Raw genomic sequence first — 19,702 nt, 5'->3', positions numbered from 1 at the left:
AAGATCAACGAACTAATGGGATTAAACAACCTTAACTAAAAAATGGGCTAACCTTACCAATGGATTTCAAAATCTAACTTACCTTCTGCCTGTAAATAAACTTCAAAGTTTTTTTCTCCAATAAAAACTTGATTAATGTCTACATAGTCAAATTTTCCAGTCAGTGTACCAATTTGTTCCTCCAATTTAAAATCATTTATTTGTGCCTGCAAATCTTTTAATGAATCGGACAGTCCAAAACGAGCATTTTCTTTTAATGCTTTCATTATTTTTGGATGCAAGATCCAGTCTGCAAATTTAAGTATGATATTTTTAGATTGGGTTGTAAATGCTAAATCATCCAAATAAACTTCTTGTGAATGCGCATCATATTTGGGAAGTCCCGAAAGATAAAGCATTGCCTTTTGCTTCGTCGTTTTTGCCTTTAGGACTTCAATTGCTACTGCTGCTTTTTTAGCACTTGGATAAATCCTAACTTTTCCAATGGTATAGCCGTGCTTTGCATAGTTTTGATCCACATAATTTTTTAGAAAAACCTGCAACTCCCTTGCGGCATAATCCAAGGGTACTGTTCCATTGACATAAATAGAAGTTCGAGTTTGGTAATTTTCTACTGCAAAATCTACTGTTTTAGGAATACTTTCCTGTGGTTTTGTTTCCGATAATGCCACCATAGGTTTTGCCTTTGCTCCTATACAGAATTGGAGTTGATTATCTACCCCCTTTCCACTTCCATTGAGAGGAGATACAAAAACTTGTTGCACCCGAGGAATTAACCAAATATTTTCTGCCAAATGATAAGGTTGTCCCAATTGTTGAGCAACGGTATTAATTTTTTCTTGAAAGCTAAGGTAGTCACTTTGAATACTATTGCTTAATAATCGTTGCAATTGCTGAGTGATAATTTTATTAACGGATTGGTTGATGTGTTTTTTTAGTGGTTCTAAAATTGGTCGTAACAACTGAGGAAAATCCACCTCCTTAATGGCTTTAGAAGAACAGATTTTTTGAAACTTAATTCTACCATTGTCATCATCGAGTAGGACATTAATTTGAGCATTTGAAGTCAATTCTATTCGACCATTCATAACTACTCTTGCCTGCATAGGACAGTTCAAGCTCCCCTCTAATTTAGCATGTTCTCCCAAGATAGTAATTCTATTCTTTAAATCCACTTGGGTTTCCAAATCTAACAATACATCCATATAAAATTGATCTCCATCAAACCAAAAATCAAAGTTTGACAAATTGACCTCGTACAAAACCTTTGAAGAGACATGAAATGTTTTATCCACCCATTTTAATAGCGGACTAGTGATACGATCCCAAAGGTTTTGATCTCCCTCCTTTTGCTTCCCTGACAATTTCATTTTTAACGCTTCAGTCTCTCCTTTTAGCACAGGATTTGGAAATTGCTGATAAAAAGCTTCCTTTAAGTCTTGTGATTTGATTGTTAGAGGGATTTGAAGAATTGACAAAGGTAATTCTGGAAGGTTTAGGGGGACTACCTGTTTAGGTAATCGTTCATTTTTTATGGGACAAGCGGTAAAGATTAACGCTATAAAAATGAAACTTAGTAACTTCAATAATTTCATTAAGATGTCATCTATTTACAATCTGCTCAGGTCGCAGCGGACAATTCATTTTTTTACAAAGGAGTAAAATTTAAACTTAAAAAGGTAAATTATTTACATCTACATTTCCCCCTGTTAATATGACCCCTATTTCCATTCCTTCAAAGCGCTCTTTTTGTTGTAAAATAGCTGCAAAAGGAACAGCCGAAGAGGGTTCTACAATAATTTTCATTCGTTCCCAAATCAACCGCATAGCCGCAATGATCTCTGACTCACTAACCGTAATAATATCATCCAAATACTTGGTGATAATTTCAAACGTTTTGTCTCCAATATTAGTAAGCAAACCATCAGCAATAGAATTAGTTGTTGTATTGGTAGCCCTTCTTTTGGTGGTAAACGATCGAAAAGCATCATCTACCGCCTTGGGTTCTGCCCCTATAATACGAGCATCAGGCAATAAATAATGCGTTGCTAGTGCCGTTCCACTCATTAATCCCCCTCCCCCTATTGGTGCCATTATTACATCCAAATTGATTAATTCTTCTATTAATTCTTTAGCCGCAGTAGCCTGCCCTGCAATGATGTTATAATGATCAAAGGAAGGAATATAGATAGCTCCTGTTTCTTCCACAACCTTTGCTAAAGTCGCTTGTCTACTCTCGTTGGTCGCTTCACAAAAAATCACATTTGCCCCATAATCTAGTGTAGCATTTTTCTTGCTAAGTGGCGCATTATTGGGCATTATAATATAACTACTTATGCCGTGAGTTTTAGCGCTCAATGCCAAAGCTTGCGCATGATTTCCAGAAGAATGTGTCGCAACCCCCTTTGCTCTTTCAGCTTCATCCAAAGCTAGAATAGCACAAGAAGCCCCTCTTATTTTAAAAGCACCTACTTTTTGAAAATTTTCACATTTAAAATAAACCCTTGCACCTACAATATCATCAATGCTTTTATTATTTAGCACAGGTGTACGATGAATATAGGGCTTAATGGCTTCATGAGCCGCTTCTATATCATCTAAACTCGGAATATCTGTCAGTCGTTTCATTATTGCGGTTGATTAAAATAAAGGGTTCATCTACAAATTTTGTGAGCACTAAAAAAGCAAAACTTAGGACTTCTCCTTAATTGTTCTAGTCTTAAAAATATCCCATCCCTTTACATTCTACAAAACTTAATAACGTTAAATTAGTTCTTATACTTCAAAAATTTATGTTTTTAGTACAAGAAGTTTATAGAAGTTAAAAAATTGACAAAAAAATGTAATAATGATTAATTATTCTGTGTACAGGGCAACCCAGCTTGCTGGCTCACGAGCAAAGCGAGCTAAACTATAAAACAAAGTGTTCTTTGACATATCGTGTGGAAACCCAGCTCTCTTATTGCTACTTTTGTTATAAGTTATAGGTAGTAAGTCGTATGCTTAGTCTCTGTTCATACAGGACTTACGACTTACTACCTATAAACTTTCTTCTAAACCACATAAACGTAGTGCACGAGCAGTTTGGTATGGTGTACCAACGGGGATGCCTAGCAGCGAAGCTAAAAGTAGCAGAAAGCTTACCCTTTGTTAGTGCTTGTCACACAATTCATCAAAGAACCTTTATTATAAAAAAACTTTTACTAGATACAAAGCTTTAAATTTAAATCACTCTGAATACAGTTCGATAAAAATTCTTTCATTATGCTGTGAATTAACTTTTTTCCTTATATTTATCGTAACACACTATAATAACACCTCACTACTGAACCTCTTAGGAGGTTTGGTAGTTTTTTTTATCGAATAAAATTTACACTCTAGCAATGCCTTTCTAAACTAAAGAATGGGCGCTCTTCTATTAATATTGATCTAGATAACGCTGTAATTCTTGTTGGCTTGATCGATTCACTAAGGCAGCTTTGATACTTGCGTAATTTTGTGGGTCAAATGTTTTTTGGTAGGCCTGTTTAGCAAAATCCAATCGAACATCTTCAAAAATAAACAAGCCCATAATTTCCTTAATTTGTTCTGTTGTTAGAAAATTAGCTGAAATAACCACCTTTGCTTCTTCAAATCGATCCTTATCAGAAGAAAAAGCCTCAATCTTGCTTTTTGCGGTTGCAAAATCTCGTATAGACATAGCCTGTATAGGATTGCCACTGGTAGGATTATTTTGACTCCCTCCCATCCTTTGAATGTATTCATTCAATTCACGCTTTTTATTGGAATCTGTCAACGTTTCTTTTACCAAATAATAGTTTCGTTGATCGACTGTTTTGGCATAGGCGTACTTCGCAAAATCCAATCGAATGTCTTCAAAAATAAATAGCCGCATCAACTCTTTTACATGATGTGCCGACCAATAGGTTTGATCGCTGATTTGTTTGGCACGAACAAGTTTCTCTCGATCTGTTGCCAAAGCAGCAATTTGCGCCTTTACATTAGCAAACTCAGCATCAGAAAGCACCACTTTATCATTGGTTGTATTTCCGTTATTAATTGGGTTAATACCTACTGTTCCATTATGGTTTGGACGATTATTGTTCCAAGTGTTATTATTGTTGTTGTTACTATTATTGGTGTTGGGCATTCCATTAGGACGACCATTATTGGGATTATTGGTGTTCCAATTATTGTTATTAGGAGTTCCGTTGGGGCGTCCGTTATTGGGGGAATTATTCCATCCATTTCCATTTCCTCCCTGTCCCAAATTAGAATTGTGATTAATCCCTCCATGATTTAAATGAGATGGGCGATTATAATCATGAATAGGCTGTCCTTCTAACCATTCATCCAATTCACGTTTGCTCGAAGAAAAAGTAAAAGCATCAAAAACCATATAATAGTTTTTTTGATCGTAAGTTTTTGGGTATGCATAACGAGCAATGTCTTCTTGCCCTCCTTTGAAACTAAATTCTTTAATCAATACTTTTACCTGACGGGTATAAATGTAATTGCCATCAATCAACTGCTTTGCAACCCTCATTTTGCCATTGTCAAACGATTCGTTTCGTACATATTGGAGCGCTTGCGAAAATTCTGCATCTGTCATTGGGATGGGACCATAATAAGGGTCACTTTGATAATCAATAATAGGTTGTGTGCTGACCCATTGACTTACTTTATCCTTACTTGATGAAAACGTAAAAACATCATAAATCATATAATAGTTCTTTTGGTCGTAAGTTTTTGGGTACGCATACATGGCCAATTTTTCTTGACTGTCCTTGAATGAAAATTCCTTTATCATCGTTTTTACTTGACCTGCCAAAACATAGTTCCCATTAATTACTCCTTTCGCAATTCTCATTTTGCCATCGTCAAAAGACTCTTGTTGTATGTGTCTAAGTGCTTGTCCAAATTCTGCTTCTGACATTGGGATAGGATGTGGGTGATAATGCTGTGCTTGCCCCAAAACAAGAACGCTAAATAGTGTGACTAGTGTGTATATAGTTTTCATAGTTGTTATTTTTTGCTCAAAGTAATTAATAGTCTTCACAATGCCAAAAGTGTACCATTAGAAGCCCATATCATGCATCAATACTAAACAAGCAAGACAATACAAAACCTAAGCACCTAAAAACAAGCCCATTACCAACAACTCATAAAATGATTATTTAATTGTTTTTTCTATTGATAATACTGCGTTAATTAGCTAGTGCGCTAGCGCTTATGAGTTCCCTGAGGTCGGTTCGTTACACTCGTGAGATAGTTTTTTGCTTTTTTATAAAAAAAAGAAAAGCCAGAGCTTCCTCAAACTCTGGCTTTATTCACACCCTATATCCTATTTAAGTAATGAATCTAAATTATTGATAGTTTATTCGAGCAATCTTTTTAATCTTAACTGTGTTGAAAATACTCGCCATAGCTAAGGCTATGACTGTGTTTTTCGCCTTGTTAATATCAAAAATCTTTTACTGCAAATTCTATAAATAATTTTGCCCCATTACTTATAAATAGGTTATTTTAAATTAATACTCCGTTAAAAAATCAACGGAGTATTGCTAAATAATTTCTTCTTATTATTCTTTGATGAATTTCATCGTTTTTTGTGTTGTTTCGCTAGTTAATTTTACTAAGTAAATACCAGCTGGCAATTCACTAACAGGAAGTGTTACTTGTTGCTCGCCTGCGTCTAAATCCAATACTTGGTGGTAAGCAATTTTACCAGTAACGTCTAAGATAGCAACTGTACCATTGATTGCTTCAGTTGTATTAATTGCTAAGTTCACTGTTTCACGAGCTGGATTAGGGAACAAGTTGATGGCAACATCTGTTTGTTCTACTTGCTCTACAGCTGTATAGAAATTAATTACTGGAGGCAAAGTATTTACTGTAAATCCAGGCTTTGTAAAGTTACGGCTAAAGTTTCCGCTTGAGTCAATTGTAATTGTATCACAGAATGTAACTACACAACCATTAACATTATCTACTGCCATTAAGCAAACTACATAAGAACCATAGCTGTTGTAAATATGTGTTGGTGAGCCAGAGAATCCTCCTGTATTGTCACCAAAATCCCATACAAATGTAAATTGAGCATTAGCTGCCGCACCACTAACAACAGGTTGCATCCACAATAAGAATGGGTTTGTTGAATCTTGGTTGATGTTAATATCTGCTGTTAGATTAACACATGGTCCTGCTGGATTTCCATTGTTATTAGTAGTAATCATAATCGTATCACAGTAAGTAAACGTACAACCAGCAGAGTCAGCTGTCAAACATACCACATGGTAACCATTGGTAGCAAATGTAAAGGTTGGGTGAGAAGCAGTAGAAGTGTTTCCGTTACCAAAATCCCAGTTGAAGTTTAGTGGATATTGGTTTCCTACAATTTGAGGAGCAAACGAAACCGTTCCTGTTGAATCTACAGTATAAGTAAAGTAGCTATTAGCAAAGGCTCCACATGGGTTAGATGCTCCACCCACACAGAAGTTAGTAGTTTCAGCGTAAGCAAAGGCTCCACCAGCAGCCAAAGTAGCTCCAGTTGAATTGTCTACCAAAGCATAGTCACCTTGACCATATTGGCAACAAATTCCGTCTCCATAGCTATCATAGATTGTAAAGTTATAACAACCATTTGGCAAACAAAGTGTATGTGTCATTGTGCTAGCGCTCATAAATGGAGGATAAGAAAAACTTCCAACTACAGCACCACTTGCATCGGTCACTTCCCAAGAAGTTTCACCTGCGTAATTGTCCAAATTGATGGTCAAAGTTACTTCATTTTGAGTACAACCACCACCATTGTTTTGTACATAGATAGAATCACAATAGGTTTCTACACAACTAGAATCATCTACCGTCAAGCATACATAGTGCCAGCCATTTGACAATTGCACCGTTGGGTTCATTGCATTGCTATAAGTACCATTTCCAAAATCCCATGTGTAGTAAGCACCAGCTTGGAAGCCTCCAACAAAAGAATAGAAATGTACATTGTTACCTGCTCCTGTAGAATCTCCAAATGATACAAATGTATTGGCACATGGATTTCCTCCATTTCCTACTGTAACGGTGTCGTAATAAGTATAAGAACATCCAGTAGTATCAGAAATCGTCAACGTTACTCCATAAGAAGTACCAACAGCATAAGTATGAGACGGATTCGCTCCAAATCCGAAGTTACCATCTCCAAAGTTCCAGTAGTACCCATAAGAAGGAGTACCTCCTGTTATTGTACTTGTAAAATTAACAGTCGTTCCGCTTGTTGTATAGTTAAAGGTACCAGCAAATCCTGCACATGGATTTCCATTATTTTGTACATAGATAGAATCACAATAGGTTTCTACACAATTAGAATCGCCTACTGTCAAACATACATAGTGCCAGCCATTTGACAATTGTACCGTTGGGTTCATCGCATTGCTATACGTACCATTTCCAAAATCCCATGAGAAGTAAGTACTAGCTTGGAAACCACTAACAAAAGAATAAAAATGTGTATTGTTACCTGCTCCTATAGAATCAACAAACCATACTGATGTGTTACATGGATTTCCACTATTTTGTACATAGATAGAATCACAATAAGTTTCTACACAACTAGAATCATCTACCGTCAAACATACATAGTGCCAGCCATTTGACAACTGTACCGTTGGGTTCATCGCACTGCTATAAGTACCATTTCCAAAATCCCACAAGTAGTAAGCGCCAGCTTGAAAACCACCAACAAAAGAATAGAAATGTGTATTGTTACCCGCTCCTGTAGAATCTCCAAACGATACAAATGTATTCGCACATGGATTATTATTACCATTCACAACAATAGTATCACAATATACACTACCACATGAATCATAAGTATTGGTTAAAGAATCAAAAACAGTCCCTGCTGCATAAAAGCAAATATAATGTGTTCCATTTGGCAACGTCAAGGTAAGATTAGCCCCACTTCCCAAGTAAGCATTCGTATTTCCGTCTACATAATACATTGTAGAGGTTATTGGGTGATAACCCGTTGATTGCCCTGTAAGCGTCACATTATTTCCAGATACACTTGATGTATAACTAACGGAGTGTCCTGCGCATGGATTAGAGTTTCCTCCCGAAACATAAACAGAATCATGCTGTGTATGCTGACATCCTGAAATCGTATCGATCACTGTCATGTCAACAGCATACCACCCTTGTCCAGGATAAGTAAAAGATGGATTAGGGGCATTAGAGGTTCCTAACCCATGAAAGTTCCAATTATAAAAAATTGCTGCTCCCCCCGTTACTGCTGATGTAAAATTAAAAGTACTACCACTATTCGTATAGGTAAAGCTGCCGCTAAATCCTGCACATGGGTTTCCTCCATTGTTTACATAGATAGAGTCACAATAAGTTGTTTGGCATCCTGTTATAGAATCCAAAACCGTCAAACAGACATAATGATAACCGATTGCTGGCGTTCCTCCAAAGGTGAACGATGGATTGGCTCCATAAAGCGTATGATTGGTATAGTTGCTATAGTCATCAATGGTCCAAATGTAAACAGGATTAAAAAGACCCCCACTCACCGATGAGGTAAAATTGTAGGTATTCCCTGTATTGGTATGAGTAAACGAAGCCGTACACTGTGCCTGTAAGCTAGCATTTACGCCAAATAGGAATATCATGGCTAATGTTAAATAATTAAAGACTTTCATAAGTTGGTTATGATTTTTTTGAATTAAACGTAATTATTAAAATTGAGGTGCGGTTACCCGTTTTAACACTACAATAATAGATAAAGCCTTAGGGCAATAAAAAGACTTTTTTATTCAAAAAAAATACACTTACAAAAAATAAATATCCACAACCAACACAAAATCAAAATAAATACAACCCTATAAACTAAAAAAACTTTTATCAAACAAAAATAACACCTTAAAAATATAAAGTTCTTTTAACTATTTTTTTCACATTTTCTTTTGCAAAAGAAAGCGACCATTAACAAAATGGTAATCATTTTTATTGATGGTAATCGTTTCACCTTCTTTGATTTGAGCAATATGATAAATATCTTCTTTAATTAAATGAATAGAACCTCCCGTTGCATGCGCTAAATTTAGGTATTCTTCATTAATTTGATGATCTCTAAAGCAGCTTTTATACTCTACGCCACATAAAATAATTCGAATGGGTACATTGAGTTGCTCCATCAATTCTAAATCTCTTATCGGGCTGTAATTATCTGCTATTAAAAAAATTTCATGCCCTTCATTACAATGCTGCTTTGCCGCCAATAAAGCCTCAATATCATTTTCGGGGCCATCTCCTCCTCCTCCATTACGCATCCCTTTGCGCATGCTATTAAGAATGGTTTTAAAATCCTTAATTTGTCCTTGGCAAAAATATAGTCCTCCCGTTGATCCAATTGTTTTTTGAGCGGTTGCTTTATGATCACCATCGTTGAAGAACAAATATTTCTTAGGTGAGTTTTCCATAAAATTGAGCGCATGCCACAACACGACTTCTTCGGTATAACCATACATAGATCCTGTTATATCAGTAACAATGATTTTTTGTGCCATTTTTTTTCTCAAACGATACAAGGGCGCCAAGACTGTTTTATTTTTTTGCTCAAAAAAAGCAGGATTTTCCTTTAACTTGGAATGATACTGTTTAGCTTTTTCTCCCAACATCTTTATTACCCACTCGGTACTATCGTAATTAATAGGAATATAAATGTCCTTTTCTGCAATCTCCCCTCCTTTTCCAGAAGCCACCAAAGAATCTAATAACTCAGTAGCACTTAGATGCGCCAATCTAGCTAGCGAATCGGCAATGTGTGCCCGTCGTTCTTTTTCTCTTGCTCCCATCCAAGTAAAAACGGTTGTCATAAGCTTATATTCTTTGCCGACATCTCTAGGTGTTATTGTTTTTACATTATCATGGTACTTGACAGCAATTCGAAATGAAGGGTCAAATGGTAGATAAAACGAAACTTGCCCCTCTTGATTGGTACTGTCCATATATGTTTTTCCAGTTGAAGAATGCAGTACTACCTCTTCCCCTTTCAGGCGCTCTCCATTTATATTTTGATAAGTAAATGTAAAATAAATAAATCGCTGTGTATAGGCCTTGTAATTATAAGTAACATAAGGAAATGCATTGACTTTAATTTTTCTCATACAAGTATGCTCCCCGCAATGTACCGTATAAATTTCATCAAAAGGAACCTTGGCTTTAACACGCCCATCTTTTCCTGTCATCACCTTTACCCAATGCCCTTTTTCTCCTTTTAAGACCACCAATGAATTGGCGTAGGGAGTGCCATCGGGGTTAGTGAGTTCCATTTTTATAAAAGAGAGGGTGTCTTCTGGGCTCAAACCAGGGGTATGCCCTTGCCCATAGCTACTGGTGAAATTCAGTATACAGAATAAAATAACAGGTGCGATATATTTCATACGTTTTTGTTTTCTTTGGTAGAACGATAGGTCGATTCTTTACAATAAGTACAAACTAACCAATAAGTTACAGATACTCACTTAAAATTTAACGCCATAAAATCAAATATAGTATGGGTATAGTCTATGCCACCAATCGAATATAAGTTATCATGCCCACCTCCCTTTACCGTATAAAATTGTTTGTTCTCAGTCGCTAAGGCTTCAAAAAGAGCCTTCCCATATTTAATATCAATGTTGAGATCGGCATCTCCATGATTGATTAGAATAGGTTGTGCTATTTGAGTACAAGCATCAATTGGACGAACCTCAAAGGGATCAAAGCCTGCTATTCTACCTGCTTTAGCAAGGACTCGATTGCTGACCCAACGCAGCCCTATGCCACGGCAATAACGTTTTTGATAATTGTAAACGACCTCTGGTAAGCTTGTAAAGGTGCTTTCTACAATTCCAAAATCGATTCTTTGGTCTATTGCCAAAGCCTGTAAGGCAACAGCCCCTCCCATAGAACTTGCCCACAAACCAATTTTTGTCGTAGGATTATCCTTAAGGATAGCGGTTACTACTGTTTTAACGTCTTCTTTTTCAAGAAAACCAAAGGTGCAATATTCTCCTTCGCTCTGCCCATGTGCCCGTGCATCATAAATCAGGCAATTATAACCTAACCTTGCTATATTTTGAGCGCTGCCCAAATAGTCCTCTTTACATCCTCCTATCCCATGCAACATAATGATGGTTCCTCGACAGCTATCTAAATTGGATAAAACCAAGTAATTGGATAAGTATTTTTTATCTGAAGTTTGCAAATCGAGTACTTTTGTTTTCAGGTTAAAATCTGTTGGAAAAACCCCATTAGGAAAACGTTCTGGATGTTCCTTAAGTACTAATCTAGGAGGCATTACGATCGCATAAGGTGCTACAAATTCGACAACAACAACTAGGATAAGCAATAACAACAACAGTAAAACACCCAATACTTTTAAGCCTTTATTTTTCATAGGAATGGAGCGGATAGCGTTTTTTGAGTTATAAAAGAAGCCTTAAAATTAGCTGAACTTTGGTTCTAATAATATAAAAAAAGTTCTGGACTTTAAGTAACTTACTGCCCCAATAAAACGAGTCCAAACTTTACTACTAATTAAACTAGAATAATGAAAGAACAGATTTTAGACCGATTTTTACGCTATGTAAAAGTAGATACACAATCTGAATTTGGAGTTGATAAAATTCCTAGTACAGATAAACAATTCATTTTGGCCAATCAAATTGTTGAAGAATTAAAAGCAATTGGTTTAAGTGAGGTTGAAATTGACGAACATTGTTACATCATGGCAACACTCCCTGCCAATACGGACAAAAAAATTCCTACCGTAGGTTTTGTTGCTCATATTGACACCTCTCCTGATTTTACAGCTACAGGCTGTGCTCCTATTGTATGGGAGAATTATGAAGGCGGCGATTTGGTATTAAATGAAGAAGAAAATATTGTTCTTAGAACGGAAGAATTCCCTGAAATGGTTCAGTTTAAGGGGCAAACAATGATTACTACCAATGGGATGACCTTGTTGGGAGCAGATGACAAAGCAGGCGTTACGGAAATTGTTTCTGCTATGGAATATCTAATCAACCATCCCGAAATCAAACATGGTAAAATCCGAATTTGCTTTACTCCTGACGAAGAAGTAGGGCGTGGTGCGGATTTGTTTGATGTTGAAAAATTTGGTGCAGAGTGGGCTTATACGATGGATGGCTCATTGCCTGGTGAGATTGAATATGAAAACTTTAATGCGGCTTATGCAGCAATTGATATTCAAGGCAAAATTGTACATCCTGGTTCTGCTAAAGATAAGATGATTAATTCAATGTACATTGCTGCTGATATCATTCAAACCTTAAAAACCGAAGAGGTTCCTGAAAAAACAGAAGGCTACGAAGGTTTTTACCATCTTTTGTCTGTTAAGGGCGATGTTGATAAAACCGAATTGCGCTACATCATCAGAGATCACGACAAAGAGAAATTTGAAGCAAAAAAAGCAACGGTTCAAAATTTAGTAGAACAACTAAATCATACGCACAATGACTGTATTAGCCTAACCTTGACCGATCAGTATTATAATATGGCGGAGAAAGTGCGCCCTGTTATGCACATTGTAGAATTAGCTCGTGAAGCCATTAGCAATTTAGGAATGACGCCTATTACTCGTCCAATTCGTGGGGGAACAGATGGCTCTAGATTGTCTTTTATGGGACTGCCTTGCCCTAATATTTTTGCTGGAGGACTCAACTTTCATAGTCGTTATGAATATGTGGCACTAGAGTCTATTGTTTCGGCAACAGAAACAATTGTTGAAATTGCCAAACTAATGGAAAGCAGAGAATGGTAAAATTTCATCTGTAGGTTGAAAATTTGAAGGCGTAGCCTATACATCCAATAGCTTCCCTTCAAATTTTCACCCCATCTAATCTGCCTCACTATTAATTGTTTTCATTCTTTTTTATTATTTTAAATTATAATTTTTTTTAATTTAAAATTCTTCTACATGAAAACATTTCACACACACTTCTTATTCTTTTTACTTTTCTGTTTTGGCAGTGCTACGGCACAGAATTTTGTCAATCCACTCCCCATTCCTTATCTTATTAATTCAGATACCATTTTATTGAAGGTTGATGTCCATCAACACAATTTTAATCCTAATGGTGTAGACAGCCTAAATACCTTAATTACAACCTATGCCTACAATCAGATGGACAGTAATTCGAATACTTACTTAGGGCCTTCTATTGCTTGGAATTATGGTTATCAGATTCACACAGAAGTCCGCAACAATCTGCCTCACCCAACCACTACCCATTGGCATGGGGCTCATGTTCCTGTTCATGCAGATGGAGGACCACACCAATTAATTGACACCAATAGTACTTGGAAGATTGACTTTGAAGTAATGGATAAATCGGCAACCATGTGGTATCACCCCCACGCTATGGGAACAACTTACGAGCAAGTTCAGATGGGCATGTCTGGGATGATCTATGTTGAAGACCCTCCGAATGCCTATGACGATTCAACCTTAGTTGCCATTCACAATTTAATCCCGCACGATTATGGAGTAGATGACATTCCTTTGGTGATCCAAACCAAACGCTTTGTTCGAGATAGCGCAGGCACACTGATTATAAAAGGTGGCTGTTGTGGTCAAAATGGAGGGGGTTACAAAGATAACTATCAATATATTATAAACGGCGTTGTTGATCCTTACTTAGAAGTTCCTGCCAATATGGTGCGCCTAAGAATACTCAATGGAGATGCTAAATTTTCGTTTAACCTTGGCGTAGGTGACCTGAACCTAAATCCTGAGGGCTTTCAATTTATTGCGACAGATGCAGGATATACAGATTCTTCTTATGCGATGAATGAAGTATTGATTCCCCCTGGTGCTCGTACAGAATGGTTGGTAGATTTGAGAGGGCGAGCAGGTGATACGCTTTATCTGATTAATTATGCCAATTCGATTCCTAATGGTGTTATTGGCAACCCGTCAACTACCAATAATTATGCAACAGATGTAACCTTGTTAAAAATTATTGTGCAGCCCAATACCTTACCCAATAGCCCAATTTCAAGCTTTCCTATTCCATTGCACCCTCTAGAAACGCCCCCTTATTATTCCTATACCAAAACACGTGTTAAGGAATTTACAGGGGCTCCTAATACAGGGGGCTACCTAATAGACAATACTCCAATGGATATGATGGTTGTTAATGACACGGTTTTATTGGATAGTACAGAAATTTGGACGATTAACAACAATACAGGGGTGGCACATCCTTGGCATATTCATGATATTCACTTTTTTGTAACTCAGATCTTAGATTCCAATAATGTTGCGATTGATCCTACTACCATGCCACATGTTTTTAAAGGTCCTTTAGATGATGTCTTGATCCTTCCAGGTTGGAAGTTAAGCTATGTTGCTGCTTTTGAAGATTTTGGTACTGCCATTGCTCCAGATAGTACGTATATGTATCATTGCCATATTTTGCCACACGAGGACAAAGGTATGATGGGGCAATTTGTTGTCTGGAATGGCTTATCTGTTGGGGTTAATAAATATAAAGCTTTAGCCAATGCTGCCAAATTATACCCCAATCCAACAGAAGATAAATTATATCTAGAAGGAACTTGTGAAGAAGTGAGTCAAATTCGAATTTTTGACCTCCAAGGACGTTTGTTAACGACTCAAAAACTAGCTCCATTTAAGGGAGCTACCGCTATTTCTACCCAAGGATTAGCTAAGGGCTTGTTACTGATTGAATGGACAAATACAGATGGAAAATTTGTCCATAAAGTACTGCTGAAATAGATTCTAAAAAATAAATTTGGAAATTTGAAGCGTTGACAAGTATAGTCCTTTGTCACTCCTTCAAATTTCCAATGGTTACTATTGTTCATTCAAACTCCAATCATAGGTTTTGTATTGAACGGTGGCATTATTGGCAATGGTGCTATCGGCATATTGTTGAATATAACTCACAATTTGACTGCTCCCCCCAAAATCAGCAGCATACCAGTTAAAAATTTCGGATACTTCTATGTTATTGGTTTGAATTAAATTATAATTGGTATCGTTAATAAACGTACGAGCTTGATCGGTGTAATATTGTTGAATATTATCTTCTGTCCACGCCTTGTTTAACAAAGGTGGGCAAGATGCAGCAGCGCAATTGACAGCAAAATGCACTCTAGGCTCGCTAAATTTAGCCAGCAAACGCTCTTGTTCAATCTGATTGAGTGTATATTCTGTATCTCCTACCCTTACCTTTCGCTGATCCCAAATCATCCCATTGTCAATATCCATAATGGATGCCACAGGATATTCCTTTAGAATATTATAAATGGTAAAGGCATTGTATAGATTCACCCAATAGGCCATTTCTTTGTTGGCTGACCAAGTTGAACTAGGAGCATGATCGCTTAAGAGATTCAGGTATTCCTCTACGGTTGATTGCTCATTTTTTAGCCCTGCATAATTCACATCTCCTGCCGCATTTACATACTGTGCCAATAAACCGTCCCATAAATCATGGTTCCAATCTTTGGTTGTTGGAGTTGGAGTAGTTTTGTCACAAGCAGCGAAAAAAGCAGTCAGAATTAATAGCCCAATAATTACATTTTTCATAAATTTTTTAATGTTTTTGAATCGTGAGATGAATTAAGCTTAGGTCTGTCCACTAAACAAAACGTTTAAACGGCTAAAAGGTTGATTGTTGGGGAGAATTGTTGATTCGTTCGTCAATGATCCAATTAATTTCAGTACTTAAAAAGCCTGTTTCTGTATTTTCTGCATTACCAATAAATCCTGCTAATAAATCTAGTTTTCGAGTCCCTTTTTCCATGGTATGCCAATCAAAAGGAACTTTTGCTATTCCAGATGGAAAGTCCTCGAGATCTAAATCAATTCTATAGTTGCCAAACAAATAAGGATTCTTCCTCATTCCCTTTCTCAACTTCCAAAACTTGGTATTTTTTACATAAGGAAAGAATTTAGTAATCCAACCAGTTACTCTACTTTTTCCACCTGACATTGCCTCCAACTCATATCGATAGAGCGATTGCCAAAATTTTCGATCAACATTTCCATTTAAGGTAGCTATGATTTTATTTAAAATTTCAATTAAAGGAGCGATCCACCATTTAAGCCCATAACCTTTCAAAGCTTGAAGGCTTAAAATCATTTTTTGATAGTCAGCTACTTCTCCTGTTAATTTAATAGCAGGAAAACCGCAAATACTAGTCCCTTCATACACAAAATATTTAGAGACAGCATCCATAAAGGTAATTCCAAAAGCCGTTTTTTCTACTAATGTTGTCGTAGAAAAATCAAGTACTACTGTAGCGTAAATATCTTTTTTAGTGTAGCTAGAAATCTGCTCACAAACATCCTCTATTGCTTGCTCCCAATCTGGTTTATATTCATCAACTTCTACGGTTATTGTTCTTTTACCAAGCCCAAAATTGACCAATTTATGTTTCAACAACCAAGCGTTTTGCTTAACATGTTCTGCAAAACCTTGACAAATGAGCAACCACAGATTATCTGGACTAATTGTAATTGGTTTGTGCCTATTAAATCCTGCATCCAACATTAACAAAAATTGATGATACTCCTCTCCTGTCACATAAGTAAACCAATAAGACTTATCGTCTTGAATAGATGCTGCTATTTTATTAGGAAATGCTTTTTCAATTTGTTCTAAGCCATTATGAGTTTCAAAAAGCTCCGTTTCTTGTTCAACATCATCGACTTTAAATACAAGTTCTTTAATTTGATTTACTTTCATGGTCTTTATTTATAATAAGTTATTCTTGCTATCCTATTGATAACTCCAAAGGGGTATTCGGTTACAACTGTTCAAAAAAAACCTATTTTATGCAAAGACACATAAAATAGGTTCTCCAATAATTTAATCACAAAATTTGGCTCAATCCTACTATTTCTTCACCTCCAAGGTTTCTTCCAACCACTTGAAAAATTCGGTTTGCCAAATCAGCGCATTTTGTACAGAAAGTACCCAGTGGTTTTCTTCTGGAAAATACAGCAACTTGCTTTTGATTCCACGCAATTGAGCGGCATTAAACGCCTCTAAACCTTGCCCAATTGGCACTCTATAATCTTTGCCTCCTTGTATTACCAAGATTGGTGTATCCCATTTATCTACGTGTTCAATGGGGTTAAATTCATTAAAACTACGTTGAGCAATTTTATTAGTTTTGTCCCAATAATTGCCTCCCATGTCCCAGTTGACAAAGAACATTTCTTCGGTAGTTCCATACATCGATTTCCAGTTAAAAATCCCATCGTGGGCAATAAAGGATTTGAATCGCTTTTCGTGAATTCCAGCCAAATAAAAGCAAGAATACCCCCCATAGCTAGCACCTACACAACCCAAACGATCCTTATCAACGTATGGCTCTTTGGCAACATCATCAATCGCCGCCAAATAATCCTTCATATTCTGTCCGCCATAATCTCCACTAATTTGCTCATTCCATTCTACCCCATGCCCAGGCATTCCACGACGATTAGGAGCGACTACAATATAGCCTTGTGCTGCCATGAGTTGAAAATTCCAACGGAAGGAATAAAACTGGCTCAAAGCTCCTTGAGGTCCTCCTTGGCAATACAATAAAGTCGGGTATTTTTTAGTTTCATCAAAATTAGGTGGATAAATCACCCAAGTAACCATGTCTTTCCCATCTGTTGTTTTAACCATTCTCTTGACGACCTTACTCTGATTAATCGTTTGATAAATAGCATCATTTTCATGGGTCAACTGTTTCATTTTCCCTGTACTTAGGTCAACGGTATACAACTCTGTCGCATGGTTCATATCTCGACGATAAACCACCATTGTATTTCCATTGTGCCCAACAAGACCATTAACGTCAAATTGTCCTTTGGTAAGCTGCTTGGGAGCAGCTATTTTGCCCTCATAAGAGCTCGGAATCGCCAATTCAAATAAATGAACCGTCCCTCCAACTGGAGCATTAAAATAGATTTTATCGCCTGCATTGCTCCAAACAAAGCCATTAACGGTTCCGTCCCAATCTTTGGTTAAGTTCAAATCGCCCTCTTTTCCTCCATTTTTAAAACGGACAATAATATCATTTTTATCCGATTCGTAGCCATCTCGTTTCATTTGCAACCAAGCTAATTTCCCCTTGGAAGAAAAGGCTGGTGCCATATCATAACCATTGTTGTACCCTGTTAAATTTTGGGTATTTTTAGTGGCTAAATCATATTCATAAATATCGGTATTGGTGCTTTTAGTATAGGCTGTACCATATAATTTTTTGCTGACATATAGCAACTTTTTACCATCAGGACTCCAAAGGTAATCTTCAGCCCCTCCAAAAGGCATAGTTGGGCAATCATAGGGTTCCCCTTCCATAATATCCACACTATTAATTGTCTTCTCTCCAATACTTTCGATAAATACATGGCTATAAGCACCATCTTCCCAGACATCCCAATGGCGATACTGCAAGCTTTCATAAATCTGTACATTTGAATGGTTTAGTTCGGGATAAAAGTCTGTTCCCGTTACCCGTTCTATCTTTACATCCTTAGTAACTATTTTATGTTTTCCATCGGGAGAGATGTGTTTATCGGTTACTAAATTTGCATAATCATGAATCTTTTTTTTAGCTCCCCCTTCCAAGGCTTGCAAGTAGTACGTTGTACTTTTAGCATTAGCAGCAACATCGTATTGAGTTGCTCGATAAATTACAGCAGATTTGTCATCTGTTAATCCAACAGCCGAAACTCTATTGAGTTCTAGCAACTGCTTTGGGCTTAGGTTTTCTTGTGCTGTAAGCCCCCCCCAAATGCAGGATAAGCAAAAGATTAGGTATATTTTTTTCATTGTTTATGATAAGATTAGAATCTAATACTCCTCGTTCTCTTCCAATTTATTACCAAGCAACAAATTAAAACTAGTCGTTCAATATTGGACAATTAATGCTATGGGAATTGTCATTTAAACTTGGAGTAAGGATGATAAAAAATGCGTTTAACAACCCAATAAAGGTAGTTAAACGCATTTGATTCTTTATAATATTGCTAGAGACTTTATTCGTTTTTCAAAAAATTCTACTTTAGGCAATAAAAAAGGACTGGTATTGCTCTACTCTGTTCACTTCTGAGATGGAATGCCTTGCTTTTTTTAGGAATCTAATAGGTCATCCAAAGCTATATTATTTTTATCCCCCCATAAACATTGAATATAAAATGACATATATAGCATATTCATCATTATGTAAGTATTGTAAATAGAGTCTTGTAAAAAGTAAGCTACATAAGCCCAATAAAGTATATTTAAAGTAGTATGCAAACCTATTAAAGGATCAATTAGGCGCAATAAAAAAATTCTATGGATTCCTAATACAACCGTTAATGTACTTACGATTTGTAATGCAATATAAATTACTGGTATAAAATTACATAGCTCGTGCTTTATAATCCAACTATTCCACCAAACATGTCTATAAGAACAGTTCATGCAACTATATATATCATAGTGAAAATACATTACTAAGATTGAAAATACAACATATAATGTTTTGATCATTTTTTGCCTTTTTTATCAATGCCGTTACATTGCCTCTCTCCAACCTGCGGCTGCACAAACTTCCACTCTCCACGAATCGGCATCCCAAAAGGATAATAATGCTCCTGCTGCAACAACTCATTCGTATT

The 19,702-nt window shown here is 36.6% G+C and carries 11 protein-coding genes; 2 read left to right on the top strand and 9 right to left on the bottom strand.

All coding sequences use genetic code 11. The features are described 5' to 3' along the window. Nucleotides 1–53 precede the first annotated feature (53 nt). The 6 genes from AsAng_RS02470 to AsAng_RS02445 all read right to left on the bottom strand — a co-directional run bounded on the left by AsAng_RS02470 (nucleotide 54) and on the right by AsAng_RS02445 (nucleotide 11,440). Nucleotides 54–1,595: a DUF4403 family protein gene (locus AsAng_RS02470; protein WP_264791193.1), complete on the bottom strand. Its 1,542-nt coding sequence runs from the start codon at nucleotides 1,593–1,595 to the stop codon at nucleotides 54–56. A 76-nt stretch (nucleotides 1,596–1,671) separates the two neighbouring features. Further along, nucleotides 1,672–2,628: a threonine ammonia-lyase gene (locus AsAng_RS02465; RefSeq protein ID WP_264791192.1), complete on the bottom strand. Its 957-nt coding sequence runs from the start codon at nucleotides 2,626–2,628 to the stop codon at nucleotides 1,672–1,674. Between the two features lie 790 nt (nucleotides 2,629–3,418). Further along, nucleotides 3,419–5,020: a DUF4476 domain-containing protein gene (locus AsAng_RS02460; protein ID WP_264791191.1), complete on the bottom strand. Its 1,602-nt coding sequence runs from the start codon at nucleotides 5,018–5,020 to the stop codon at nucleotides 3,419–3,421. A gap of 562 nt (nucleotides 5,021–5,582) precedes the next feature. Then, nucleotides 5,583–8,699 (bottom strand): T9SS type A sorting domain-containing protein, encoded by a 3,117-nt coding sequence (locus AsAng_RS02455; RefSeq protein ID WP_264791190.1) that lies wholly within the window; start codon nucleotides 8,697–8,699, stop codon nucleotides 5,583–5,585. 252 nt (nucleotides 8,700–8,951) lie between these two features. Then, complete coding sequence (locus AsAng_RS02450; protein ID WP_264791189.1) at nucleotides 8,952–10,442, bottom strand: hypothetical protein; 1,491 nt, start codon at nucleotides 10,440–10,442, stop codon at nucleotides 8,952–8,954. 77 nt (nucleotides 10,443–10,519) lie between these two features. Continuing rightward, nucleotides 10,520–11,440 carry an alpha/beta hydrolase gene (locus AsAng_RS02445; RefSeq protein ID WP_264791188.1) on the bottom strand — a complete coding sequence of 307 codons (921 nt, stop codon included), beginning with the start codon at nucleotides 11,438–11,440 and terminating at the stop codon, nucleotides 10,520–10,522. A gap of 153 nt (nucleotides 11,441–11,593) precedes the next feature. On the opposite strand from AsAng_RS02445, the gene pepT reads away from it, so the two are divergent. Together pepT and AsAng_RS02435 are read left to right on the top strand one after the other, a co-directional pair. Next, the gene (gene pepT, locus AsAng_RS02440; protein WP_264791187.1) at nucleotides 11,594–12,826 is read left to right on the top strand and encodes a peptidase T; all 1,233 of its coding nucleotides are present in this window, start codon (nucleotides 11,594–11,596) and stop codon (nucleotides 12,824–12,826) included. A gap of 156 nt (nucleotides 12,827–12,982) precedes the next feature. Then, complete coding sequence (locus AsAng_RS02435; RefSeq protein WP_264791186.1) at nucleotides 12,983–14,806, top strand: multicopper oxidase domain-containing protein; 1,824 nt, start codon at nucleotides 12,983–12,985, stop codon at nucleotides 14,804–14,806. 78 nt (nucleotides 14,807–14,884) lie between these two features. Here AsAng_RS02435 and AsAng_RS02430 read toward each other — a convergent pair whose 3' ends face one another. The 3 genes from AsAng_RS02430 to AsAng_RS02420 all read right to left on the bottom strand — a co-directional run bounded on the left by AsAng_RS02430 (nucleotide 14,885) and on the right by AsAng_RS02420 (nucleotide 18,869). After that, the gene (locus AsAng_RS02430) at nucleotides 14,885–15,622 is read right to left on the bottom strand and encodes a DUF547 domain-containing protein (RefSeq protein WP_264791185.1); all 738 of its coding nucleotides are present in this window, start codon (nucleotides 15,620–15,622) and stop codon (nucleotides 14,885–14,887) included. Between the two features lie 73 nt (nucleotides 15,623–15,695). Next, entirely contained in the window at nucleotides 15,696–16,784 is a 1,089-nt protein-coding gene (locus AsAng_RS02425) for a DUF4419 domain-containing protein (RefSeq protein ID WP_264791184.1), read from the bottom strand. Between the two features lie 150 nt (nucleotides 16,785–16,934). After that, entirely contained in the window at nucleotides 16,935–18,869 is a 1,935-nt protein-coding gene (locus AsAng_RS02420) for a S9 family peptidase (RefSeq protein ID WP_264791183.1), read from the bottom strand. Nucleotides 18,870–19,702 lie beyond the last annotated feature (833 nt).

This window comes from Aureispira anguillae (assembly GCF_026000115.1).
Taxonomy (GTDB): Bacteria; Bacteroidota; Bacteroidia; order Chitinophagales; family Saprospiraceae; genus Aureispira; species Aureispira anguillae.
Note: the sequence above shows the minus strand (reverse complement) of the source record. Positions and strands in the feature narration are given on the sequence as shown.